An 18,155-nucleotide genomic window follows, 5' to 3' on the forward strand; every position below is an offset into this window, starting at 1 on the left:
ATTACGTTTTAAAACCATTTCTTTTTTATTATAGATGAAAAGGTTTTATAAATATACAACATTTCCCATTAATTATACGTCATTTTTGTATATTTTCGACTTTTCTAGTAGATTCCAATCAAATTTGAGCCAATTCTAGTCATTTACGTACTTTGAATCACATAACGAATGAGCTTGCGAAGTAGGCGCAGTGTAATATCGCTAAACTGCGCAACATCCTCTGCGGCGACGGATTTATTACCGTAAATAGTCGCGAACAGATGGCGCTGTTCGTCCGTTGGTTGTTCCGTATTTAAAAATAAATGCACGACTGAAATGCCGTTTTTCTCCGCTTCCATTACGGCTTCAGCTGTATCGAGCACCCCATTAATAGCATAGCGGAATGCAGAGGGCTCCCCGTCTGAGAAAATGAGCAAGAAGCGATGTTTTTCGTCGCGCTGCAATAGGCGCTTCGCCATCCAGCGAATCGCAAAGCCATCGCGATTGTCCTCATGTGCCTCTAATGCCATAATGCGTGCGCCGTCATCTTGCACCCCGTCCTCAAGTCGGTGCAGCCACTCAAACGTATTCGGTTGCTCGGTTGATGTTGCCTCGTAGGCATCTTCGTAAAAGCACACCATATCATGCGCGATTGCAAGCTTACGCAGCACATCATGGAATAACAATACGGCCTGCTTCGTCTCGTCTAATTTATCAAGCATCGATGCAGAGCCATCAATCAATAAGCCAAATACCGCATCTAATGGCTTGGCGGGTGCATCCTTTTTATAAAAAGGCTTAGGACGCTCATCCGTCACAAACTGTAGCAACTCACGGCTATTTAAGCGACCATACGATAAATGTGTACGCTTGGCGACTTGCTTTTGTGCCATTTGCTTTTGAAACTCGAGCGTCATTGCCTTCACTAACGGTTCTTGCTCAGTACGGAAGCGTAGCAGCTCACTTAGTTGCTGTGCATCCTCCGTTTTTTCAAGGCGCGTCTCCTCATACGTAACATGGCGGTTATCATCGCCAAATGCTTCACCCGCATGCTTTTTCGTACCACGCTGTAATTTCTTCGTTTCCGGGATATCGTCTTTTTTAGGCTCCGCTTCATGATCTGTATCGCCGCCCGTTCCGACTTCACTAACGTCATTTTGCGCATCGCCTTCTTCGGCATCCGTTGATAGGCTACGGCCCTCATTACCACGACCAAGCTCTAAGCGTAAATGCGCCCCTTCTTGTTCCTTCGTTTCACGATGCCAGGCGCGAAATACTTCCTCAATCGTTTCCTTCGCGGTGTCCTTATCACCTGTAGCTAAGCAGGTTGCACCTTTTGATTCGATAAAGGTCACTGCATCAGGCACAGTATCAAATAATGCATAAAAGTTTTGTTTCAAATCCTTCTGTACACGCCGCTCAATTAAATTCATTAAGCGCCATGCGAGCGCGATGCTATCATTTGTGGACGTAACGTCATAAATGCCCTGCATTTGCCAGCGAATTTCCTCAAAGCCATCCGTTGGTAGTGTTAAAGTGCCTTCATTTGCTGCTACATACAAATAATTGATGGCGTATTCTGCATACAGTTGCTTTTGACGGTGTACATTCATTTGCTGACGATGTGTCGCGCTATACGTACGGCGGCGCACATTAAAGGCCTCCGCTGTGCCAGGACGCTGTTTGGATACATATTCGACTAAACGAAATTCTTCTATTAATAATACGAGCTGCCGGCGTAGACGCGGTAAGCGCTCATTCTTTGTGTCATCGACATAATCTAGATAGGCACGCACATCAAATGAACGCCAAAAACCCGCTGCCATTAAATAAATATCTGATAGGCGTCCTAAATGCATAACGGCTTCCTCGCGGTGGCGCCAAAAGACGGAAAGTGATAATTTCTGCTGCTGTGGATTCATTTCAATAAGCTGGCGTTCATTAATCGCGAGTTCCTTATTACCTGCTAATGCGCGTGCGAGCATTTCATATTGCAGCATTTGACGTGCATTTAGCTGTTCATTATTAAATTGAATAAACCGGCCCATTTCTGCCATCGTTATCGCCTCACTTTATCCACGTTTTTGCAAGCTCAATGACTAGCTCACGTTCACTTTGGTCGGCTAATTTTTCAGCAATCGCATAGCGTACAGCACGCAGCGGCGCGATAAATTGTGCAAGCTCCGTCGCATCTAGTAAGCTCCGAATCGATGCCGCCTCCTCGCTCAAAATGCCTTGCTGTACTTGATTTTTTAAATCCTCTGCAAGCGAGAGCATCATCGTTTTGATCGTTGGCAGAAGCTCTGGGAATCGCTCATCCCATAATTCGCTTAGCTGCTCCCCTGAAATATACGGCACACTGTACGATACGAAGCGGTTTTTCAGCGCCTCATTCATCGGTGTCGTACCAATATAGCCTTCATTGATGGCCGCAATGACGTTAAAATCCTCATGTGCATAAATGACTTCTCCGGTAAATGGATTTGTCAGCATTCGTCGGTGATCGAGCACACTATGTAAAATCGGCAATGTCTCGGCCTTCGCCATATTGATTTCATCAATGTATAAAATATGCCCCGCTTTCATCGCCTTAACAACAGGTCCTTCCACAAAATCAATCATCGTTTGTCCCTGCTGCTGTACAACGGTTTTAAAACCTAGCATACTCTCCGCATCAAGGTCGACTGAGCAGTTAATGCTATGCATCGGCTGATTAAAGTATGCAGAAATCGTTTCCGCCATCTTCGTTTTCCCCGAGCCAGATGGTCCCTTTAGTAGCACCGGCTTTTTCAGCGCAATGCTCACGAGCACATCCTCTAGTAAATGCGCATCCGGTGAACGGTAGCCCCCTGTAGCGATGAGCTTCGTGTCCGCTGGCTCATATTGGCGTTTTAAACGTGCTGCGTGTACGTGTTCGATTAATTCCATGAAAAATTCCCTCCTAAAATAAAAAAGCGACTGTTTGCTTAATGGTAGCAAACAGTCGCCTAGTCGTCTAATGATTACGCGAAATAAGATTTGTAGAAACCGCCAACGTGGCCAGAATTGTCTACGATGAAGATAAATTCTTCTGTTTCGTTTTTCACTTCGTACTCTTTACCGACAGTTAAAACATTAGATACTAAGAATTTTTTAGCATCAGTATTTGTGCATGTTACTTTCTTGATTGTTGGTGCGTTTTTCCAGTTTAAATGGATTGTCATTTCAGTCACAACCTCTTTCTATTAAATTCCTTCTTATTTTACCCGATTTTGCGCATATTGTGTAGTTCCCCGATGAAAAAGGCTGTGCTATGATTAATGGATTAGGAGGGATTCGATGATTTTAAGTTTTATGTCAGGTGTGCCAACGTGGTTTTTTGTCTGCGCATTCCTATTTGTCATTGCTTTTATCGCTTATTCAGAGTGGAATTCTCGCCGCTAAGTGCTGTGGGGTGAAGCATCCTTATATTTAAGCAGAATGGAGGTCTTTTATTGATGAAAACAGGTTATTTAGCCAATGGATTATTTAGCCTTGGCGACCGCCTTGTGAACGAAATTATCGCAAAAGAAGTGCGTCAGGCGCTTCCTGGCGTTGATTTATATGTGCCACAGGAAAATGGCGCGATTAACGATAAATCTGCGTATGCAGATAGCGCACAAATCGCCTCGGCAGATATGGATGCCTTAATGGCAAGCGACTTTTTAATCGCCGTTATTGATGGCGTTGAAATTGATAGTGGTGTGGCGGCAGAAATCGGCGCATTCGCTACATTAAAACGCCCTATTTTTGCGTTACTAACCGATTCACGTCAACAAGGACGCGATAATGTGAAAAAAATCGATGCATTAAAACAAGATGCAACGGAAAACCAATTTATTTACCGCAATCTATTCGTTGTGGGCTTAATTAAGCAACATGGCATGATTGCTTCTTCTGTTGAAGAGCTCGTGGCGGCATTAAGCAAAAAAGATTCGCCTTAGTTTGATTCCTTTTTCCATAAAAAATGAATCAAACAATTAAAAGGAGAATAATTTTATTATGTGGTTTTTATTTGCAATATTAACATGGATTTTATGGGGTGCGGCTAACCTCTTTTATAAAAAGGCGTCTGTAGAAACGGATCGTCATAGTCATGCTAAAATCGCCATTATGGTCGGCTTAGTAATGGGGCTTCACGCAACGATTTATTGGATTACAGCAGATGTTCATGTACAGGCACAGGACTTCATTACGTATTTACCAGTATCTGCGCTGTATATCGCGTCGATGATTTTTGGCTATGTAGGCTTACGTTATTTAGAGCTATCAATTGTTGCACCACTCCAAAACTCATCAGGTGCTATTACTGTATTACTACTCTTATTTTTCTTCCCGAAAGATATTACATGGGTTCATATTACCGGCTTCGTCTTTATTTTAGCAGGTATTTTATGGTTAGCCTTTATCGAGAAGAAATACGATGATATCGAATTACGTCGTAAAGGCATTCAAGTCGATACAAAATATCGTTACGGCTTTATCGCACTAATCTTCCCGTTACTATACGCATTACTTGATGGGGTCGGTTCATTCGCAGATGGTGTTGTGTTAGATGAACTCGCACTAATTAAAGAAGGACCAGCCATTATTGCGTATGAGTATACATGGTTTGCAGTAGCCGTTGTGTACTTTATTTACTTAAAAGCAAAAGGCGTCGATTTCAAAATCCGCGAGCAAAAAAATGGTGGGATCGCCGCTGTACTCGAAACAGCAGGTCAATTCTTCTACACGTATGCGATGGCGTCAGCAGCTGTGTTAGCAGCGCCAATCATTTCTTCGTTCTTCGTGTTCTCAATGATTTTAGGACGTATTTTCTTAAAAGAAAAACTATCCAAAGCCCAGTACGGTGTCATTTTCCTTATCTTTATCGGGATTATGATTTTAGGCTACTTGGACGTGTAATTTAAAAAGCAGGCACTTTGTGTCTGTTTTTATTTTGCCTAATTTGCTCGAAAAAGCATTAAATTGTCGTTTATTTTCAGAAATATTGAATTGTTCAGAATTAATCGTTTACTTTTACACTTCAACGCGATAAACTAAGTCTACTTTATTTAACGGCTTACAAGGAGGATTTATTTTATGAAAGATTTCTTCAATAAACTATTAACCGGGATGAGTATCGGGATTGTCGTTGCACTGATTCCAAATGCCCTTATCGGTGAGATTTTGAAATTATTAATTCCAACATTCCCGGCACTATCCCATGTACTAAATGCCACGGTGCTCGTGATGAGTATGCTCCCAGTATTAATCGGGATTACAATCGGGATGAGTTTCAAATTAACACCGATTCAAACAGCAAGTATCGGCTTAGCGGCGGTGCTTGGGAGTGGTGTCATTACATTCACAGAAGGTGGCATGGTTATTTCAGGCATTGGTGTTGTATTAAACACCGGGATTACTGCAGCACTGGCGGTACTATTCGTCCAAACAATCGGCACAAAATTAAAAGGCTACACGATTTTATTAATGCCGACATTAACGGTTTTAATTCCAGGGATGGTCGGCTATATGTTACTTCCTTATGTCAAATCAGGTACCGGCTATATCGGTGAGGGGATTGCATATGTAACGGGCCTACAACCCGTTCTTATGGGTGCCCTACTCGCAGTCATTTTCTGCCTCCTTATTTTATCACCACTTTCAACAGTTGGTGTGGCAACGGTCGTATCACTAACAGGCATTGCCTCTGGTGCTGCGAACTTAGGGATTGTAGCAGCAGGTACAGGTTTATTCCTTGCAAGCCTAAAAGCAAATTCCGTCGGTACAGCGCTCGCACATGTGCTCGGCTCACCTAAAATTCAGATGCGTAACTTCTTTATGAAGCCCAAAATGGTGACGCCGATGCTCATTACTGCAGCCGTTCTTGGTGCGATGGCAGGTGTGTTAAACATTCAAGGAACACCGATGTCGGCAGGCTTCGGCTTATCTGGACTTGTTGGGCCACTAAATCATATGAATCTTGTCGATGGCGGTTGGTCGATGAAAAACACGCTTGTGATGCTTGTGACATTCTTCGTCGTACCCTTCGTCTTAAACTTCGTATTAATCAAAGTATTTATGCTCAAAGTGAAGCTAATTCAGCCAGCAGATTATAAAATTGATATTGAATAATGAAAAGACGAGGCTTTGACAAAACACATCACGTTCCTTTTTGAACGTTCGCAACAAAAACCCGGAACCGCACAACAGTACGATTCCGGGTTTTCTTATGCTCACATATATGCTCTAGCCTCTTTTGTTATGCGTCATAAATTTGTTGCATATTTTCACTCCAGCGTTCCTCTTGTTGCAAGCGTTCGATGCATTTTTTAGCTTGCGCAGCAGTAATAATTGTTTGACGCTCCCATAATTTTAAATAATGTGGCACAAATTGATGTGCCTCTTCACTTGGGTAGCGTGCTACATCCAATAATTCACCGACGAAATACACATCTGCCTCTTCATCTGGATTTTCCTGCATATAATGCGTTGCCGCTTCTAATGCTTCACGTAACTCATCTGGTGATTCCGCGTTATTTAGCTGTTCCTTAATATCGTAAATCGCCATCTCTGAGTCCGCTTCATCATCGCCCTCATCATCTTCCATAAATTGCTCCCCGTCATAGCCAAGGCCTGTAATAAAGGCATCAAATGACGGCGCAAGTTCAATAACATCTTCATCCGCAGTAAAAACTAGTACAGCCGGCTCTGTAGCGCTCTGACGATAATCAAAGGCAAACCATTCCTGACCATCTCCAGCAAAAATGACGATATTTTCTTCTAAATTGTATTCCTTGATTAACTCTGGTGTGTCTTTTAACGACGGTGAACCCGTTGTGCCATACATATATTCAATTAATAACGGCTCTGCTAATTGTTCATTATTATAGCTCGTATAGCGTAGCGTCCCTCCGTTATGTACTTTTAATTGTGCTACATAACTTTTCGGTAGCTTCACGCCTAATCCGCGCTCTACAGCGACAATTTCTGTATATGTCGCGCCTGGTGTTTGTTCTTGTTCATGCCAAATTGTCATCTATTCCACCCCTTCATTCTTTACTCTTCTTATTCCCTTTCATCAGCAAATAATCCTTTATTATGGTACATTATTTACAAAAGGAGGGTTCGTATGAAAAAAATAGGGATTATTGTTCTCGCTATTATTATTTGTATCATTGCCGCCGTTGTAATCGAGCAAGCAGATGAGGCCCCTTCACCGAATAAAAAGGTGCAAACAGATGGTGATATTCGCGTACATATTATCGATGTCGGACAGGGCGATGCCATTTGGATCGATACGGGGAAAGAAAACATCGTCATCGATTCTGGCAATAAGGGTCAAGGGAAAACGGTGATTAATTATTTAGAACAGCATGATGTCAAAGCGCTTGATGCTGTCATCTCTACTCACCCCGATGCTGACCATGTAGGCGGCTTAGCCGATGTCATCAATCATTTCCCGGTGAAGACCGTCTATGCACCGCGTGTGACGCATACAACACAAGCCTACAAGGAATTTTTACAGGCGGTGAAAAAGCAAAAGCTATCGATTAAAGTAGCCAAGCAAGGCGTCGATATTCCGTCGGTGGCTGAAGGTGTAACGATGACCTTTATTGGGCCAACAAAGGATTACTCAAAAGCCGATTTAAACGACTGGAGTGCCGTCCTTGAACTTACGCATGGACAAAAGAAATTTTTATTAACAGGTGACGCTGAAACGCCTGCTGAAAAAGATATGCTAGCAGCAGGCGTATTAGAGCCGATTGATGTATTAAAAGTGAGTCACCACGGTGCAAGTGAAGCATCGAATACCGACTACTTAGCTGCGTTACAGCCTGAATATGCAGTCATTAGTGTCGGTGAAGGGAATCGCTACAATCACCCAACAGCCGATGCACTGAAGCGTTTAAAAGCGACTGGCGCTAACATTTTACGTACAGATCAGCATGGTTCTATCGTCTTTACATCCGATGGACAGACCATTTCAGTTGAGGAGGAGCGCTAATGAAGGCCATTGTTGACCGTTTTGAACTTTGTCTCGTTGTCATTGAATTAGAAGATGGTACTACACAGGACATTCCGCGTTCACAATGTCCCGATGAAATCGAAGTCGGCCAAGCAATCGATATTGCGGAAGATGGAACGATTACGATAGATGAGGCGCGCACCCAAACACTACAAGAAGAAATCGATGAACTTGCAGATGATTTATTTGAAGAGTAACAACACAGAGAATGGGAAATTCCCATTCTCTTTTTATTTTTCTCTAAAACGGGACATTTCATCACGATAGATAAGTAAAAGGATTTAAATATAGAATAAAAGTATGTTATTTTCTATTTACTTTATAATAAAAAACATAAATAAATTGGTTTATTCTTTTATTTTCTAAATAAGGATTTTGAAACAATTTATGAATAAAGAAAATCAAGTTGTTTTAAATAACGATTTTTTTATTTATATAGACCTAGTCACACAGATTTTTTTGTGCCATTTTACATTTCAGGAAGTCACACTTCATTTTTTATGCGACTATACTTTCTATCGCATCTACCTAAATAATCCAATGGAATAAAAAGGATTTCTTCACTATTTACGCTACCGTAAAAAAATTGTAAATTATTTCTTGAAACGAATTATACCTGGAAGCGAGGGGTTCCTTATCATTGAACCAATTTTCTGTTTATGTCTCACATAACTACCCATTACTTAAATTATTCCAAGATTATTTAAGGATTGTCGACACAGCCTTTTTCACAGAAGTTTATAAACAAGATCGTGAAGAAATTCAAACTATTTATCGCACTTATCTTTATTATTCTGATATCGATTATGATATTGTAGCTAGTGCTATTTGCTCGACAATTCGAACACTTGAGGATTTCATGCAAGGCCATGCACACAAACACATCAATCGGCTTCATTCATTTATAGAAGCAGTGATGGAAACGGCTTTAGTTGATGTTATTGACTATACCTCACTGCTATTTGATAAACCAAAACATTTATTCAATCTTTGATCCCATCTAAAATATAGATGGGCTTTTATTTTGAACGCATAAAAAAACGCCTACGTTCATGACGTAGACGTTTAATATGGGTTTGGACGGAATCGAACCGCCGACACTTAGAGCTTCAATCTAATGCTCTACCAACTGAGCTACAAACCCGTTATGAAAATGGAGGAGGTAGAGGGATTCGAACCCCCGCGCGGTTTAACCCGCCTGTTGGTTTTCAAGACCAATCCCTTCAGCCGGACTTGGGTATACCTCCAGAAATTATATAAAAATAAAAATGGTGGAGCCTAGCGGGATCGAACCGCTGACCTCCTGCGTGCAAGGCAGGCGCTCTCCCAGCTGAGCTAAGGCCCCATAATTGGAGCGGAAGACGAGGTTCGAACTCGCGACCCCCACCTTGGCAAGGTGATGTTCTACCACTGAACTACTTCCGCATACCGTATGTTGTTTACGACTATTATATTATCACAGCATATTATTAGCGTCAATATTTTTTCGTTATTTTTTTCAAAAAAAGAGACGGGGACATGCGTGTAAAAATAACCGCTCCTATGAGCATAAGAAAAACCGGAATCGCACTAGGTGCGTTTCCGGTTTTTCGTTACGAACCCTAAAAAAGCAACAGGACGTGTTTTGTTCCATTCTCCTATCGTTAGGTCGGGCATAAATCCTCTGCTAGCTGTATAAAATAACGACTGCCATTAATTAATGCGCGCTCGTCTAGTCGAAACTTCGCATGGTGGAGTGGATACGGGTCACCAAGTGCCTTATTATACACGCCTAATAATTGCATGGCGCCAGGGACAACCTCTGTATAAGCTGAAAAATCCTCGGCAATAAATAACGGCTCTGGTATTGGCACAGTACGCATTTCACCGACGACCGCAATGGCCGCCTGCTCAGCGTACGCCGTTGCTTCCTCATCATTAATGACAGCCGAACAGCCTAAATCCCAGTCAACACTTGCGGTTGCACCGTGCATCAGGCACACATTATGGACGATTTTCTCTAATTGCTCGCGCGACGCCACACGTACGCGTTCATTATGCGAGCGAATGGTACCGCCGATTTTCGCTTGGTCATCAATAATATTCGGTGCACTACCACAGTGAAACATTGTCACAGACAATACCGGTGTATCGAATGTGGGCATTTTACGCGATACAATTGTCTGTAAGGCCGCTACAATTTCTGTACCGATAATAAGCGGATCAATGGCTTTATATGGCTCGGATGCATGACCACCTTTCCCACGTACCGTAATTTGAAAATCATCCCCTGCCGCATTCATTTTCCCTGAGCGAAGTGCAATTTGCCCCGTTTCATAATCTGGATGGACATGGAGCGCGAAAATATAATCGACATCATTCATAATGCCTTTTGCGACTAAATCAACCGCGCCACCTGGTGCAACCTCCTCGCCGTGCTGAAATATAAAACGAATTTCACCCGCAAAATCCGTTCCACGGGCACTAAGTTCACGTGCGGCGCCGAGTAGCATCGCCGTATGCGCATCATGGCCACAGGAATGCATGACACCAGCATGTTTTGATTGAAACGGTAAATCCGTTTCTTCTTGAATCGGTAGCGCATCCATATCTGCACGAAGCGCAATTGTTTTTCCTGGCTTAGTGCCTTTTAGTACGGCTAGTACACTCGTTTCTGTAAGTTTTGAAAGGTGTAAATTCGGCATTGTTTGTAACTGTTTCTCTACATAGGCAGCCGTTTCAACTTCATGATACGACAGCTCCGGGTATTGATGTAAATGACGTCGCCAAATGATGAGTTGTTTTTGTAAATCCTTCATGCTGTAAACGCTCCTTTAAAACGGACCATAATTTGTCCATTGTGCAATTAATAATAAAATAATCGACGCAATCGTCATCATGATGCAGTACGGCCAAATCCATTTCAGCCATTTTGTATACGGAATACCCGCAATCGCAAGTCCTGCCATCAGCACACCACTCGTCGGGAAAATCATATTCGAAATACCATCCCCTAACTGGAAGGCCAGCACCGACGTTTGTCTCGTCACACCAATCATATCTGCTAGTGGTGCCATAATGGGCATCGTTAACGCTGCTTGTCCACTACCTGATGGTACGAGGAAATTCATGACCATTTGAATAAAGAGCATCCCTACTGCATTAATCGACGCAGGTAAATTGCCAATTAGGCCAACGATAAAATGAAGAATCGGATCAATAATACGTGCATCTTCTGAAATAACGAGAATGGCCTGCGCGAAACCGATAATAAGCGCCCCACTGACCATATCTTTCGCCCCGTCTACAAAGCTATCCCCCATATCTGACACTTTCACCGAACAAATCGCGCACATCATAATCGCTGTCACTAAAAATAGCCCGCCAATGACGCTAATATACCATTGATACTTCATCACGCCATATATTAATAACATAAAATTCGCTAATAAAATGAGTAACGCAATCAAGTGGCGCGGATTCATTTTATAAGCCAAATCCACTTCAAAATGTTCCTCACGCCCGAACTTACCGTACTCCCCGAGTTCCGGATTTTTTTTCACTTTTCGCGCATGCCACACAATATAGCCTACTGTAATGACATAGAAAACAATAAACGTAATAATGCGTAGCCACATCCCTGAATACATTGGTAATTCAGCAATCGTTTGCGCAATTGCGGTATTAAATGGATTTGTAATACCCGATGCAAAACCTGTCGCCATGACACCAAGCATGACGGTCGCAAAGCCCGTCAACGCATCCATCCGAAGCGTAATCATCAGTGGAACGACAATGGCAATATACACAAGAGCATCCTCTGCCGCGCCAATTAATGACCCTAAAATCGCAAAGACGAGAACAAGCAGTGGCACTAAAATCATTTCGCGCTTTCCAAACTTTGATGCTACCTTATGGATAAAAGCATCAATCGCGCCTGATTTTTTCATCATGCCAAGTGCTCCACCAAATAAAAATACAAATAAAATAATTTCTGCGCCTTTTACAAGCCCTAAATGAAAGCTCGAAATAAGGCCCAGTGCATCGGTTGGATGCTTATCAACCGTTTGGTAACTCTCCGGGTTGACGAGCGTACGACCATTTTCTTCGATGCGCTCATATTCCCCTGCAGGCATTATGTACGTTAAAGCAGCCATAATAAAAATAATCGCCACCATTAACACAAATGGGTTCAACGTGCTTTTTTGTTTTTTCATCGCCTCATCCTCTCTTTAATTGTACATATACCCTATATTTTACCAATTAAATCGATAAAAAAAGAAGAGGCTAGACGGTGTCCTCGTCTAGCCTCTCCGATTCATTCTTATGCTTCTGCAGATGCGTCAAATGAGCGTTTTGCAAGCTCATCATCTAGCATGATAACCGCATTTGAATCTTTGCGGATACGTTCTAATTTCGCGATCAAGTTGTCGAATGTTGCTTCTTCTTCTACTTGTTCGTCGATAAACCATTTTAAGAATGCCATTGTCGCATGCTCGCGCTCGTCTAAGGCAATATCTGATAGTTCATAAATACGTTTTGTTACTTCTTTTTCATGTTTTAATGCTGTTTTAAATGTATCAAGTAATGATGTAAAATCATTTTTCACTTCTGGGAATGGTTGGATTGTTACGCGGTAGCCCATATCGCTTAAGAAGTTATAAAACTTCATTGCGTGGAAGCGCTCTTCTTCTGCTTGGATTAAGTAGAAGTTTGCAAAACCGTCGTAGTTTTCATCTGTGCAATATGCGGCCATTGCAAGGTACGCATGTGCTGAATAAAATTCAAAATTTAATTGGTCATTTAATGCTTGATGTAATTTTTCTGATAACATTGAAATACCTCCTCTTCTATGTCTCTGTTCCCATTATACCCCATTTATTTGAAATCATGCAGGTTTTCAAATAAATAGATTTTTCATGTTCTAGCTTCTGCTATACTAAAAGTACATGGTGAAATTAAAGGAGATTTTTATGATTACGTTAGCAATACACACCGCCAATCATTGGCCAGATAGTGTGTGCCATATTAGCTTAGCAAAAATCCAGCAAGGCCAAATAATCGATACACTCGACACGTATATTTACGCCGAAGAATTCGATCCTTTTTTCACGAGCCTGCATGGTATTCGCGCAGAGGATGTTAAACAAGCGCCGACATTTAAAACATTTGAACCTATTTTAACACAGTGGCTGACAAATGAGACAGTAGTCGCCTACTATGCACCTTACGAGGAGCAAGTGCTACGTGACGTGTATGCCGCACAGGGCAAGCTCGTACCAAATGTGAACTTTTTAAGCTTATTGCAACGTGCGAAAACCGAGTGGCCACATATTACCCCTTCACTGCCGCATATCGTGCTCCAAGTAGCACCAACACTCGCGCCAACAGAGGGAGAAATGCTTGCAACGATTCTTTGTGCGATGCAGTGGACTGCGACAGATCTAGTGCTGACTGCACCGAGCGCAGTAAGCTCAGTACAGTTGCTTGCAGGAGAAACGATTGTTTTCACAGGCGGCTTAGAAGGTATGACGCGTTCAACTGCCGCACGCTTGATTCGACAACAAGGGGCAATGTTTAGCAATACGATAACAAAGCATACGACGCTACTCGTTATTAGCGCGAGCAGCCTTGAACGACATGAGCGCACCGGTCAAGAAAGCACAAAATGGCGACGTGCTAAGCAATTAATCGCACAGGGACAAACACTTCGTATTATTACAGAACAACAATTTAAAGATTTTCTATAAAATAAAGAGGCTGGGACAAAACACGTCATGTTCCTTTTTTAGCGTTCGCAACGAAAAACCGGAACCGCACTATAGCGCGATTCCGGTTTTTCTTATGCTCATAGGAACGGTTGTTTTTATACATATGTCCCAGCCTCTTTATGATGCGCATCGGTTACTTATATAAATCTTCCGGCAAATCATACGTTTCGATTAACTCATTTGTAGCGGCATCATAAATATTCATGACCGCATCAAAATCCTCTTGCGAATGCCCATCATATACTTGGTAATACATAAGCGATGAGGCCAAAGCTAATAATGCGGTCTCTAGCCCTTCATCATATTGTGAAAAATCAACCTTCACATCGACAATCGTATGCGAACGATTCACTAAAATCTCGGTAAAGGCGGGATATTGCAGTTGAATCGATGTTAAGCTTTGCTGTACTTGCGATTCAATTGCCGCCATTGCTTCTCGGTAATTTGCGTGTGACAGTTTATATGTAACATGGGTATCCGTTGTCTCGATGTCTGTTGCTAGTGCCTCATCTACTGTCCCCATATAATCAGGCTCCATTAAAATTGTGACACCTGTTAAGCCTTTATGCACTTCGACGGGCTCAGTGACCTTATTTGTCGTACAGCCTGACAACATCACTGCCAACGCAGTCGTTGCTACTATCCATTTTTTCATGCAAACACTCCTTATATCTCTTTAAGTATAAGAGAAAGTTGTGAGTAATTGCATCTAAAAACAATGTACAAAAAAAGTGGATGGCACGATATGCGCTACCCCCTCTTACACTAAAGCCTAGTAAGCTCCCCAGCCCGCATCCGCTTCGATTACTTGACCTGTCACAAAACTTGCTTCATCAGAAGCTAAAAATAATGCAAGTTGTGCAATTTCTTCTGGCTCCCCAACACGTGGCATTGTACCTTGTCCTGTTTGTTGACGAACCATACCTGCTTGCGAAATTATGATGCGAACGCACATCTTCAAAAGTGCATTTATGATAAACTGCATGAACTATTTTACACCGATTTATTCTATCGGAAAGATACCAATCAAACGATTGCCCTTGCGTTATTTGCTGGCTATCAAGCCGGTGCGATTTTAGGCATGGCTCGTACATGGATTTTTAATGATTTTAAAGACGATGTAGCACATCTCAATACACAGCTCAAAAAAATCATGCTCTTAAATACGTAAAAACCGACCTCTTTACATTGCACATCTTGTAAAGTAGCCAGTTTTTTTAATTTCGATTCGCAGTCGCTATTTCTACATAGAAGGAAGCTATTTTATCAGGTGTTTCACGCGTTTCGCATGCTAGCCATTCAACTAAACAGGAGACAAGTGAAGTTGCAGCCATTGTCGCCAAATAATTATTTGGAATATTTTCACGCAAAGAAATCCACGGATGTGGGCATTCTCCATAAATAAACCATTGTTTAATTAAATGACTCAACTTATTACTAAATGAAATACTACTTGGATTCAACAACAACGTTTGAAATACCGTCATGTGCTGTTCAATATATGTAAAAAGGTTACCCGTATATTGCAAAAGCTCATATCGCTTTGGTGATTCGAGTGAAAATTCAATTTTTGTACGTAATACATATTGTTCTAAGTCCATTAAAATAGCGGATTGCACAGCCTCAAATAACTCATCTTTATCCTTATAATGCAAATAAAAAGTGCCACGATTAATATCAGCTTTTTTTGCAATTTCTGCCACAGAAATTTTTGCAAAATCTTTCTCTTTTAACAGCTCTAATAAAGCGTGCTGAATCACTGCTTTTGTCGAAGTGTGTAGGACTGCACTATTTTTCATCCTGCCCCTCCTTCTAAAATAATAAGTTCATATCGTTACTATCGGATTTAAATCTTTATTTTTTACTATTTCTATTTAAATAAGCCTAGTTTTTTTTAAATTTATAAATTTCCTTAACTAACGTTACCTATTTCACACATTAAAAAAATTCTCTTATCTTTTTATTTTATTTTTTTATATCTATGTTAATAGACAAATGGTAAAAAATTACATTAAACTCCATATAAAAAAGCAGAAATTGCATATTACTGCGAATTTCTGCTTTTTATTTGGGCGATAATCAACTGCTTTTAAGCTTTTACGTGTAAGCTATTTTTCGCATGAAGCCCAACTAATTTTGCCATTTCAATGAATTGCTGTTGTTGTGTATCATCTAATACAGAGAAAATCTCAGCTACTTTTTTCTCGTGTTGCGGGAAAATATCATCCATAAATGTTTGACCTTTTTCCGTAATCGAGGCAAATGTTACACGACGATCGCTCGGACAGGCAAGGCGCTGTGCAAAACCTTTTTTCTCTAATTTATCCACTACATATGTGATACTACCACTCGTAATCAAAATCTTCTCACCAATTTTTTGAATCGGTTGATCGCCCTTATGATATAAAAGCTCAAGTACCGCAAATTCCGTCATATTTAAGCCGTATTTTTGCATATCCTTACGAAGCACTTCTTCAATTGATTGTGATGAATGTAGTAAGACTGTTAATGACTTTAACGCTACTTCTGACATTGTAAGTCCCCCTGTATCTTTGAAATATATATCTTAATTTAAAGATATTTTATCAAATTCACTACCAAAAGTCAATGTACTTGCCTCACAAATAAAAAAAGCCCACTTTCGCAAGGCTTCTTTCAGGATTAAGCAATGTTTAATTTTGCTAATAATTGTTCAACGCATTCTTCAATTGAATAACGTTCTGTATCTAAGATAATTTCCGCATTTTCTGGCTCTTCATAGGGTGCTGAGACACCTGTGAAGTTCGGAATTTCACCACGTTTTGCTTTTTCATATAAGCCTTTTGGATCTCGCTCTGAGCACGCTTCGACAGAGGCTTTTACATACGCTTCAATAAATTCGCCCTCTTCCACTAATTCACGGACGATTTGACGATCTGCACGGTAAGGTGAAATAAACGCTGTTAAAACAATTTGACCGCTATCAACGAATAATTTTGCGACCTCTCCGATACGACGAATGTTTTCCTTACGGCTATCCTCATCAAAGCCAAGATCGTTGTTTAGGCCATGGCGAATATTATCTCCATCTAGTACATAGGCTTGTTTATTACGTTCAAATAATGCGCGGTTGAAAGCATTGGCCAAAGTTGATTTACCAGATGCTGAAAGACCTGTAAACCAAACGATAACGCTTTTTTGACCAGATTGTTGTTCACGTTCTTGCTTTGTTACAGAGGCTTGATGCCAGACAATATTTTCTACCATTATGCATTCACCTCTACTTGTTTCATACCTTTGATTAAAATTTCAACAACCTCTTTACGGCTGAATTCTTTTGGCGGTACTTGACCTGAACGTAGCATTTCACGCACTTTTGTACCTGAAAGAATAATATGGTCCTCCTTACCGTGTGGGCATGTTTTTGTTGTCGCCATACCGCTACAAGCGTTGCAGTAGAAGCTATGCTCAAATTTAAGTGGTTGAATTCCTAATTCTTCTGGTGAGAATTCATTGAAGATTTCTTGTGCATCGTATGTGCCGTAGTAATCACCAACACCTGCATGATCTCGTCCAACGATAAAATGTGTACAGCCATAGTTTTTACGTACTAATGCATGGAAAATTGCTTCACGTGGTCCTGCATAGCGCATGGCTGCCGGGAAAATTCCTAAGTGCACGCGATTTTCAGGGTAGTAATTTTTCAATAATACTTCATAGCTTTCCATACGCACATCCGCTGGAATATCATCTGATTTTGTTTTCCCTACTAATGGGTTTAAGAATAATCCATCAATTGTTTCAAGTGCCGCCTTTTGAATGTATTCATGCGCACGGTGAACAGGGTTACGTGTTTGGAAGCCTACAACTGTTGACCAGCCTTTTGCTGCAAATGCCGCACGTGTTTCTTCTGGTGTAAATGTATAGGCCTCAAATTCTGGTTCTTGGTGTTTAATTAATACAATCTCACCACCAACATATGTATCCGGACGATTTAGCATTTGTTTAACACCTGGGTGTGCTTCATCGTCTGTACGGTAAACATTCACTGCTTCTTTTTGTTTATCTGGTGTATAAATAGATGAAATCGTAATCGTACCGTATACATCACCGTCACGTACTAATTTTGCTTCATCACCAATTGTTAAGTCTTTTAATTCCGCTTCTGCTACAGGTAATGCGATTGGAATCGACCAAACCGTACCATCTGCTAAACGCATCTTTTCAACAACACTTGTATAATCTTCTTCATTAAAGAAGCCAGTAATTGGGCTATAGCCACCAATACCGATTAACTCTAAATCACTTTGTGCGATTTCATCGATTGTAATGACCTTTGTTAAAGCCGATGTATCATATTGTGGGTTGAAGCGGTTCACCAATGTGCCGCCATGTGCTGAAATTGTCATGTTTTTTTC

At 41.2% G+C, this 18,155-nt stretch carries 20 protein-coding genes, 4 tRNA genes and 1 pseudogene; 8 read left to right on the top strand and 17 right to left on the bottom strand.

Annotated elements, in window-relative coordinates:
• Nucleotides 1-143: 143 nt before the first annotated feature.
• The 3 genes from QI30_RS08645 to QI30_RS08655 all read right to left on the bottom strand — a co-directional run bounded on the left by QI30_RS08645 (nucleotide 144) and on the right by QI30_RS08655 (nucleotide 3,182).
• A complete protein-coding gene (locus QI30_RS08645) occupies nucleotides 144-2,036 on the bottom strand; it encodes a vWA domain-containing protein (RefSeq protein ID WP_126990531.1) in 1,893 nt (630 codons plus the stop codon).
• Nucleotides 2,037-2,046: 10 nt separating this feature from the next.
• Nucleotides 2,047-2,907 carry an AAA family ATPase gene (locus tag QI30_RS08650; RefSeq protein WP_126990532.1) on the bottom strand — a complete coding sequence of 287 codons (861 nt, stop codon included), beginning with the start codon at nucleotides 2,905-2,907 and terminating at the stop codon, nucleotides 2,047-2,049.
• A gap of 74 nt (nucleotides 2,908-2,981) precedes the next feature.
• Nucleotides 2,982-3,182: a DUF6501 family protein gene (locus QI30_RS08655; protein ID WP_020189804.1), complete on the bottom strand. Its 201-nt coding sequence runs from the start codon at nucleotides 3,180-3,182 to the stop codon at nucleotides 2,982-2,984.
• Nucleotides 3,183-3,455: 273 nt separating this feature from the next.
• On the opposite strand from QI30_RS08655, the gene QI30_RS08660 reads away from it, so the two are divergent.
• The 3 genes from QI30_RS08660 (at nucleotide 3,456) to QI30_RS08670 (ending at nucleotide 6,114) form a co-directional block, all read left to right on the top strand.
• The gene (locus QI30_RS08660) at nucleotides 3,456-3,941 is read left to right on the top strand and encodes a nucleoside 2-deoxyribosyltransferase (RefSeq protein WP_126990533.1); all 486 of its coding nucleotides are present in this window, start codon (nucleotides 3,456-3,458) and stop codon (nucleotides 3,939-3,941) included.
• A 58-nt stretch (nucleotides 3,942-3,999) separates the two neighbouring features.
• Nucleotides 4,000-4,902, top strand: coding sequence for an EamA family transporter (locus tag QI30_RS08665; protein ID WP_126990534.1), 903 nt, complete (start codon nucleotides 4,000-4,002; stop codon nucleotides 4,900-4,902).
• Nucleotides 4,903-5,079: 177 nt separating this feature from the next.
• Entirely contained in the window at nucleotides 5,080-6,114 is a 1,035-nt protein-coding gene (locus QI30_RS08670; RefSeq protein WP_126990535.1) for a PTS transporter subunit IIC, read from the top strand.
• Between the two features lie 127 nt (nucleotides 6,115-6,241).
• Here QI30_RS08670 and QI30_RS08675 read toward each other — a convergent pair whose 3' ends face one another.
• Nucleotides 6,242-7,018: an SMI1/KNR4 family protein gene (locus tag QI30_RS08675; protein ID WP_126990536.1), complete on the bottom strand. Its 777-nt coding sequence runs from the start codon at nucleotides 7,016-7,018 to the stop codon at nucleotides 6,242-6,244.
• A gap of 93 nt (nucleotides 7,019-7,111) precedes the next feature.
• Between QI30_RS08675 and QI30_RS08680 the strand changes: the two genes are divergently transcribed.
• The 3 genes from QI30_RS08680 (at nucleotide 7,112) to QI30_RS08690 (ending at nucleotide 9,002) form a co-directional block, all read left to right on the top strand.
• Nucleotides 7,112-7,987, top strand: coding sequence for a ComEC/Rec2 family competence protein (locus QI30_RS08680; protein WP_126990537.1), 876 nt, complete (start codon nucleotides 7,112-7,114; stop codon nucleotides 7,985-7,987).
• The gene (locus QI30_RS08685) at nucleotides 7,987-8,205 is read left to right on the top strand and encodes a DUF3006 domain-containing protein (RefSeq protein ID WP_020189797.1); all 219 of its coding nucleotides are present in this window, start codon (nucleotides 7,987-7,989) and stop codon (nucleotides 8,203-8,205) included. The genes QI30_RS08680 and QI30_RS08685 overlap by 1 nt, the downstream gene beginning before the upstream one ends.
• Before the next feature lie 443 nt (nucleotides 8,206-8,648).
• Nucleotides 8,649-9,002 (top strand): hypothetical protein, encoded by a 354-nt coding sequence (locus QI30_RS08690; protein ID WP_020189796.1) that lies wholly within the window; start codon nucleotides 8,649-8,651, stop codon nucleotides 9,000-9,002.
• 77 nt (nucleotides 9,003-9,079) lie between these two features.
• On the opposite strand, the gene QI30_RS08695 is transcribed toward QI30_RS08690, so the two are convergent.
• The 7 genes from QI30_RS08695 to QI30_RS08725 all read right to left on the bottom strand — a co-directional run bounded on the left by QI30_RS08695 (nucleotide 9,080) and on the right by QI30_RS08725 (nucleotide 12,821).
• Nucleotides 9,080-9,152, bottom strand: a tRNA-Phe gene (locus QI30_RS08695).
• A 10-nt stretch (nucleotides 9,153-9,162) separates the two neighbouring features.
• Nucleotides 9,163-9,255 (bottom strand) — tRNA-Ser (locus tag QI30_RS08700).
• A 22-nt stretch (nucleotides 9,256-9,277) separates the two neighbouring features.
• A tRNA-Ala gene (locus QI30_RS08705) sits at nucleotides 9,278-9,353 on the bottom strand.
• Nucleotides 9,354-9,358: 5 nt separating this feature from the next.
• Nucleotides 9,359-9,433, bottom strand: a tRNA-Gly gene (locus tag QI30_RS08710).
• Between the two features lie 218 nt (nucleotides 9,434-9,651).
• The gene (locus QI30_RS08715) at nucleotides 9,652-10,806 is read right to left on the bottom strand and encodes a M20 metallopeptidase family protein (RefSeq protein WP_126990538.1); all 1,155 of its coding nucleotides are present in this window, start codon (nucleotides 10,804-10,806) and stop codon (nucleotides 9,652-9,654) included.
• A gap of 15 nt (nucleotides 10,807-10,821) precedes the next feature.
• Nucleotides 10,822-12,204, bottom strand: a complete 1,383-nt coding sequence (locus QI30_RS08720) for a YfcC family protein (protein ID WP_020189794.1) — start codon at nucleotides 12,202-12,204, stop codon at nucleotides 10,822-10,824.
• Nucleotides 12,205-12,311: 107 nt separating this feature from the next.
• Nucleotides 12,312-12,821, bottom strand: a complete 510-nt coding sequence (locus QI30_RS08725) for a ferritin (RefSeq protein WP_020189793.1) — start codon at nucleotides 12,819-12,821, stop codon at nucleotides 12,312-12,314.
• Between the two features lie 139 nt (nucleotides 12,822-12,960).
• Between QI30_RS08725 and QI30_RS08730 the strand changes: the two genes are divergently transcribed.
• Nucleotides 12,961-13,737 carry an exonuclease domain-containing protein gene (locus QI30_RS08730; RefSeq protein WP_126990539.1) on the top strand — a complete coding sequence of 259 codons (777 nt, stop codon included), beginning with the start codon at nucleotides 12,961-12,963 and terminating at the stop codon, nucleotides 13,735-13,737.
• A 154-nt stretch (nucleotides 13,738-13,891) separates the two neighbouring features.
• On the opposite strand, the gene QI30_RS08735 is transcribed toward QI30_RS08730, so the two are convergent.
• Nucleotides 13,892-14,413, bottom strand: a complete 522-nt coding sequence (locus tag QI30_RS08735) for a hypothetical protein (RefSeq protein WP_126990540.1) — start codon at nucleotides 14,411-14,413, stop codon at nucleotides 13,892-13,894.
• A gap of 117 nt (nucleotides 14,414-14,530) precedes the next feature.
• A pseudogene (locus QI30_RS20935) lies at nucleotides 14,531-14,683 on the bottom strand (SDR family oxidoreductase); the annotation flags it as partial.
• Nucleotides 14,684-14,686: 3 nt separating this feature from the next.
• On the opposite strand from QI30_RS20935, the gene QI30_RS20435 reads away from it, so the two are divergent.
• Nucleotides 14,687-14,929 (top strand): TetR/AcrR family transcriptional regulator C-terminal domain-containing protein, encoded by a 243-nt coding sequence (locus tag QI30_RS20435; RefSeq protein ID WP_158621015.1) that lies wholly within the window; start codon nucleotides 14,687-14,689, stop codon nucleotides 14,927-14,929.
• A gap of 46 nt (nucleotides 14,930-14,975) precedes the next feature.
• On the opposite strand, the gene QI30_RS08745 is transcribed toward QI30_RS20435, so the two are convergent.
• The 4 genes from QI30_RS08745 to sat form a co-directional block, all read right to left on the bottom strand.
• Nucleotides 14,976-15,557 (bottom strand): TetR/AcrR family transcriptional regulator, encoded by a 582-nt coding sequence (locus tag QI30_RS08745; protein WP_126990542.1) that lies wholly within the window; start codon nucleotides 15,555-15,557, stop codon nucleotides 14,976-14,978.
• 290 nt (nucleotides 15,558-15,847) lie between these two features.
• Nucleotides 15,848-16,291, bottom strand: coding sequence for a MarR family winged helix-turn-helix transcriptional regulator (locus QI30_RS08750; RefSeq protein WP_126990543.1), 444 nt, complete (start codon nucleotides 16,289-16,291; stop codon nucleotides 15,848-15,850).
• 128 nt (nucleotides 16,292-16,419) lie between these two features.
• Nucleotides 16,420-17,004 (bottom strand): adenylyl-sulfate kinase, encoded by a 585-nt coding sequence (gene cysC / locus QI30_RS08755; protein ID WP_126990544.1) that lies wholly within the window; start codon nucleotides 17,002-17,004, stop codon nucleotides 16,420-16,422.
• Nucleotides 17,004-18,146 carry a sulfate adenylyltransferase gene (gene sat / locus QI30_RS08760; RefSeq protein ID WP_020189785.1) on the bottom strand — a complete coding sequence of 381 codons (1,143 nt, stop codon included), beginning with the start codon at nucleotides 18,144-18,146 and terminating at the stop codon, nucleotides 17,004-17,006. Before sat ends, cysC begins: the two co-directional genes overlap by 1 nt.
• Between the last annotated feature and the right edge of the window lie 9 nt (nucleotides 18,147-18,155).

This window comes from Candidatus Kurthia intestinigallinarum, assembly GCF_003991225.1.
Taxonomy (GTDB): Bacteria; Bacillota; Bacilli; order Bacillales_A; family Planococcaceae; genus Kurthia; species Kurthia populi.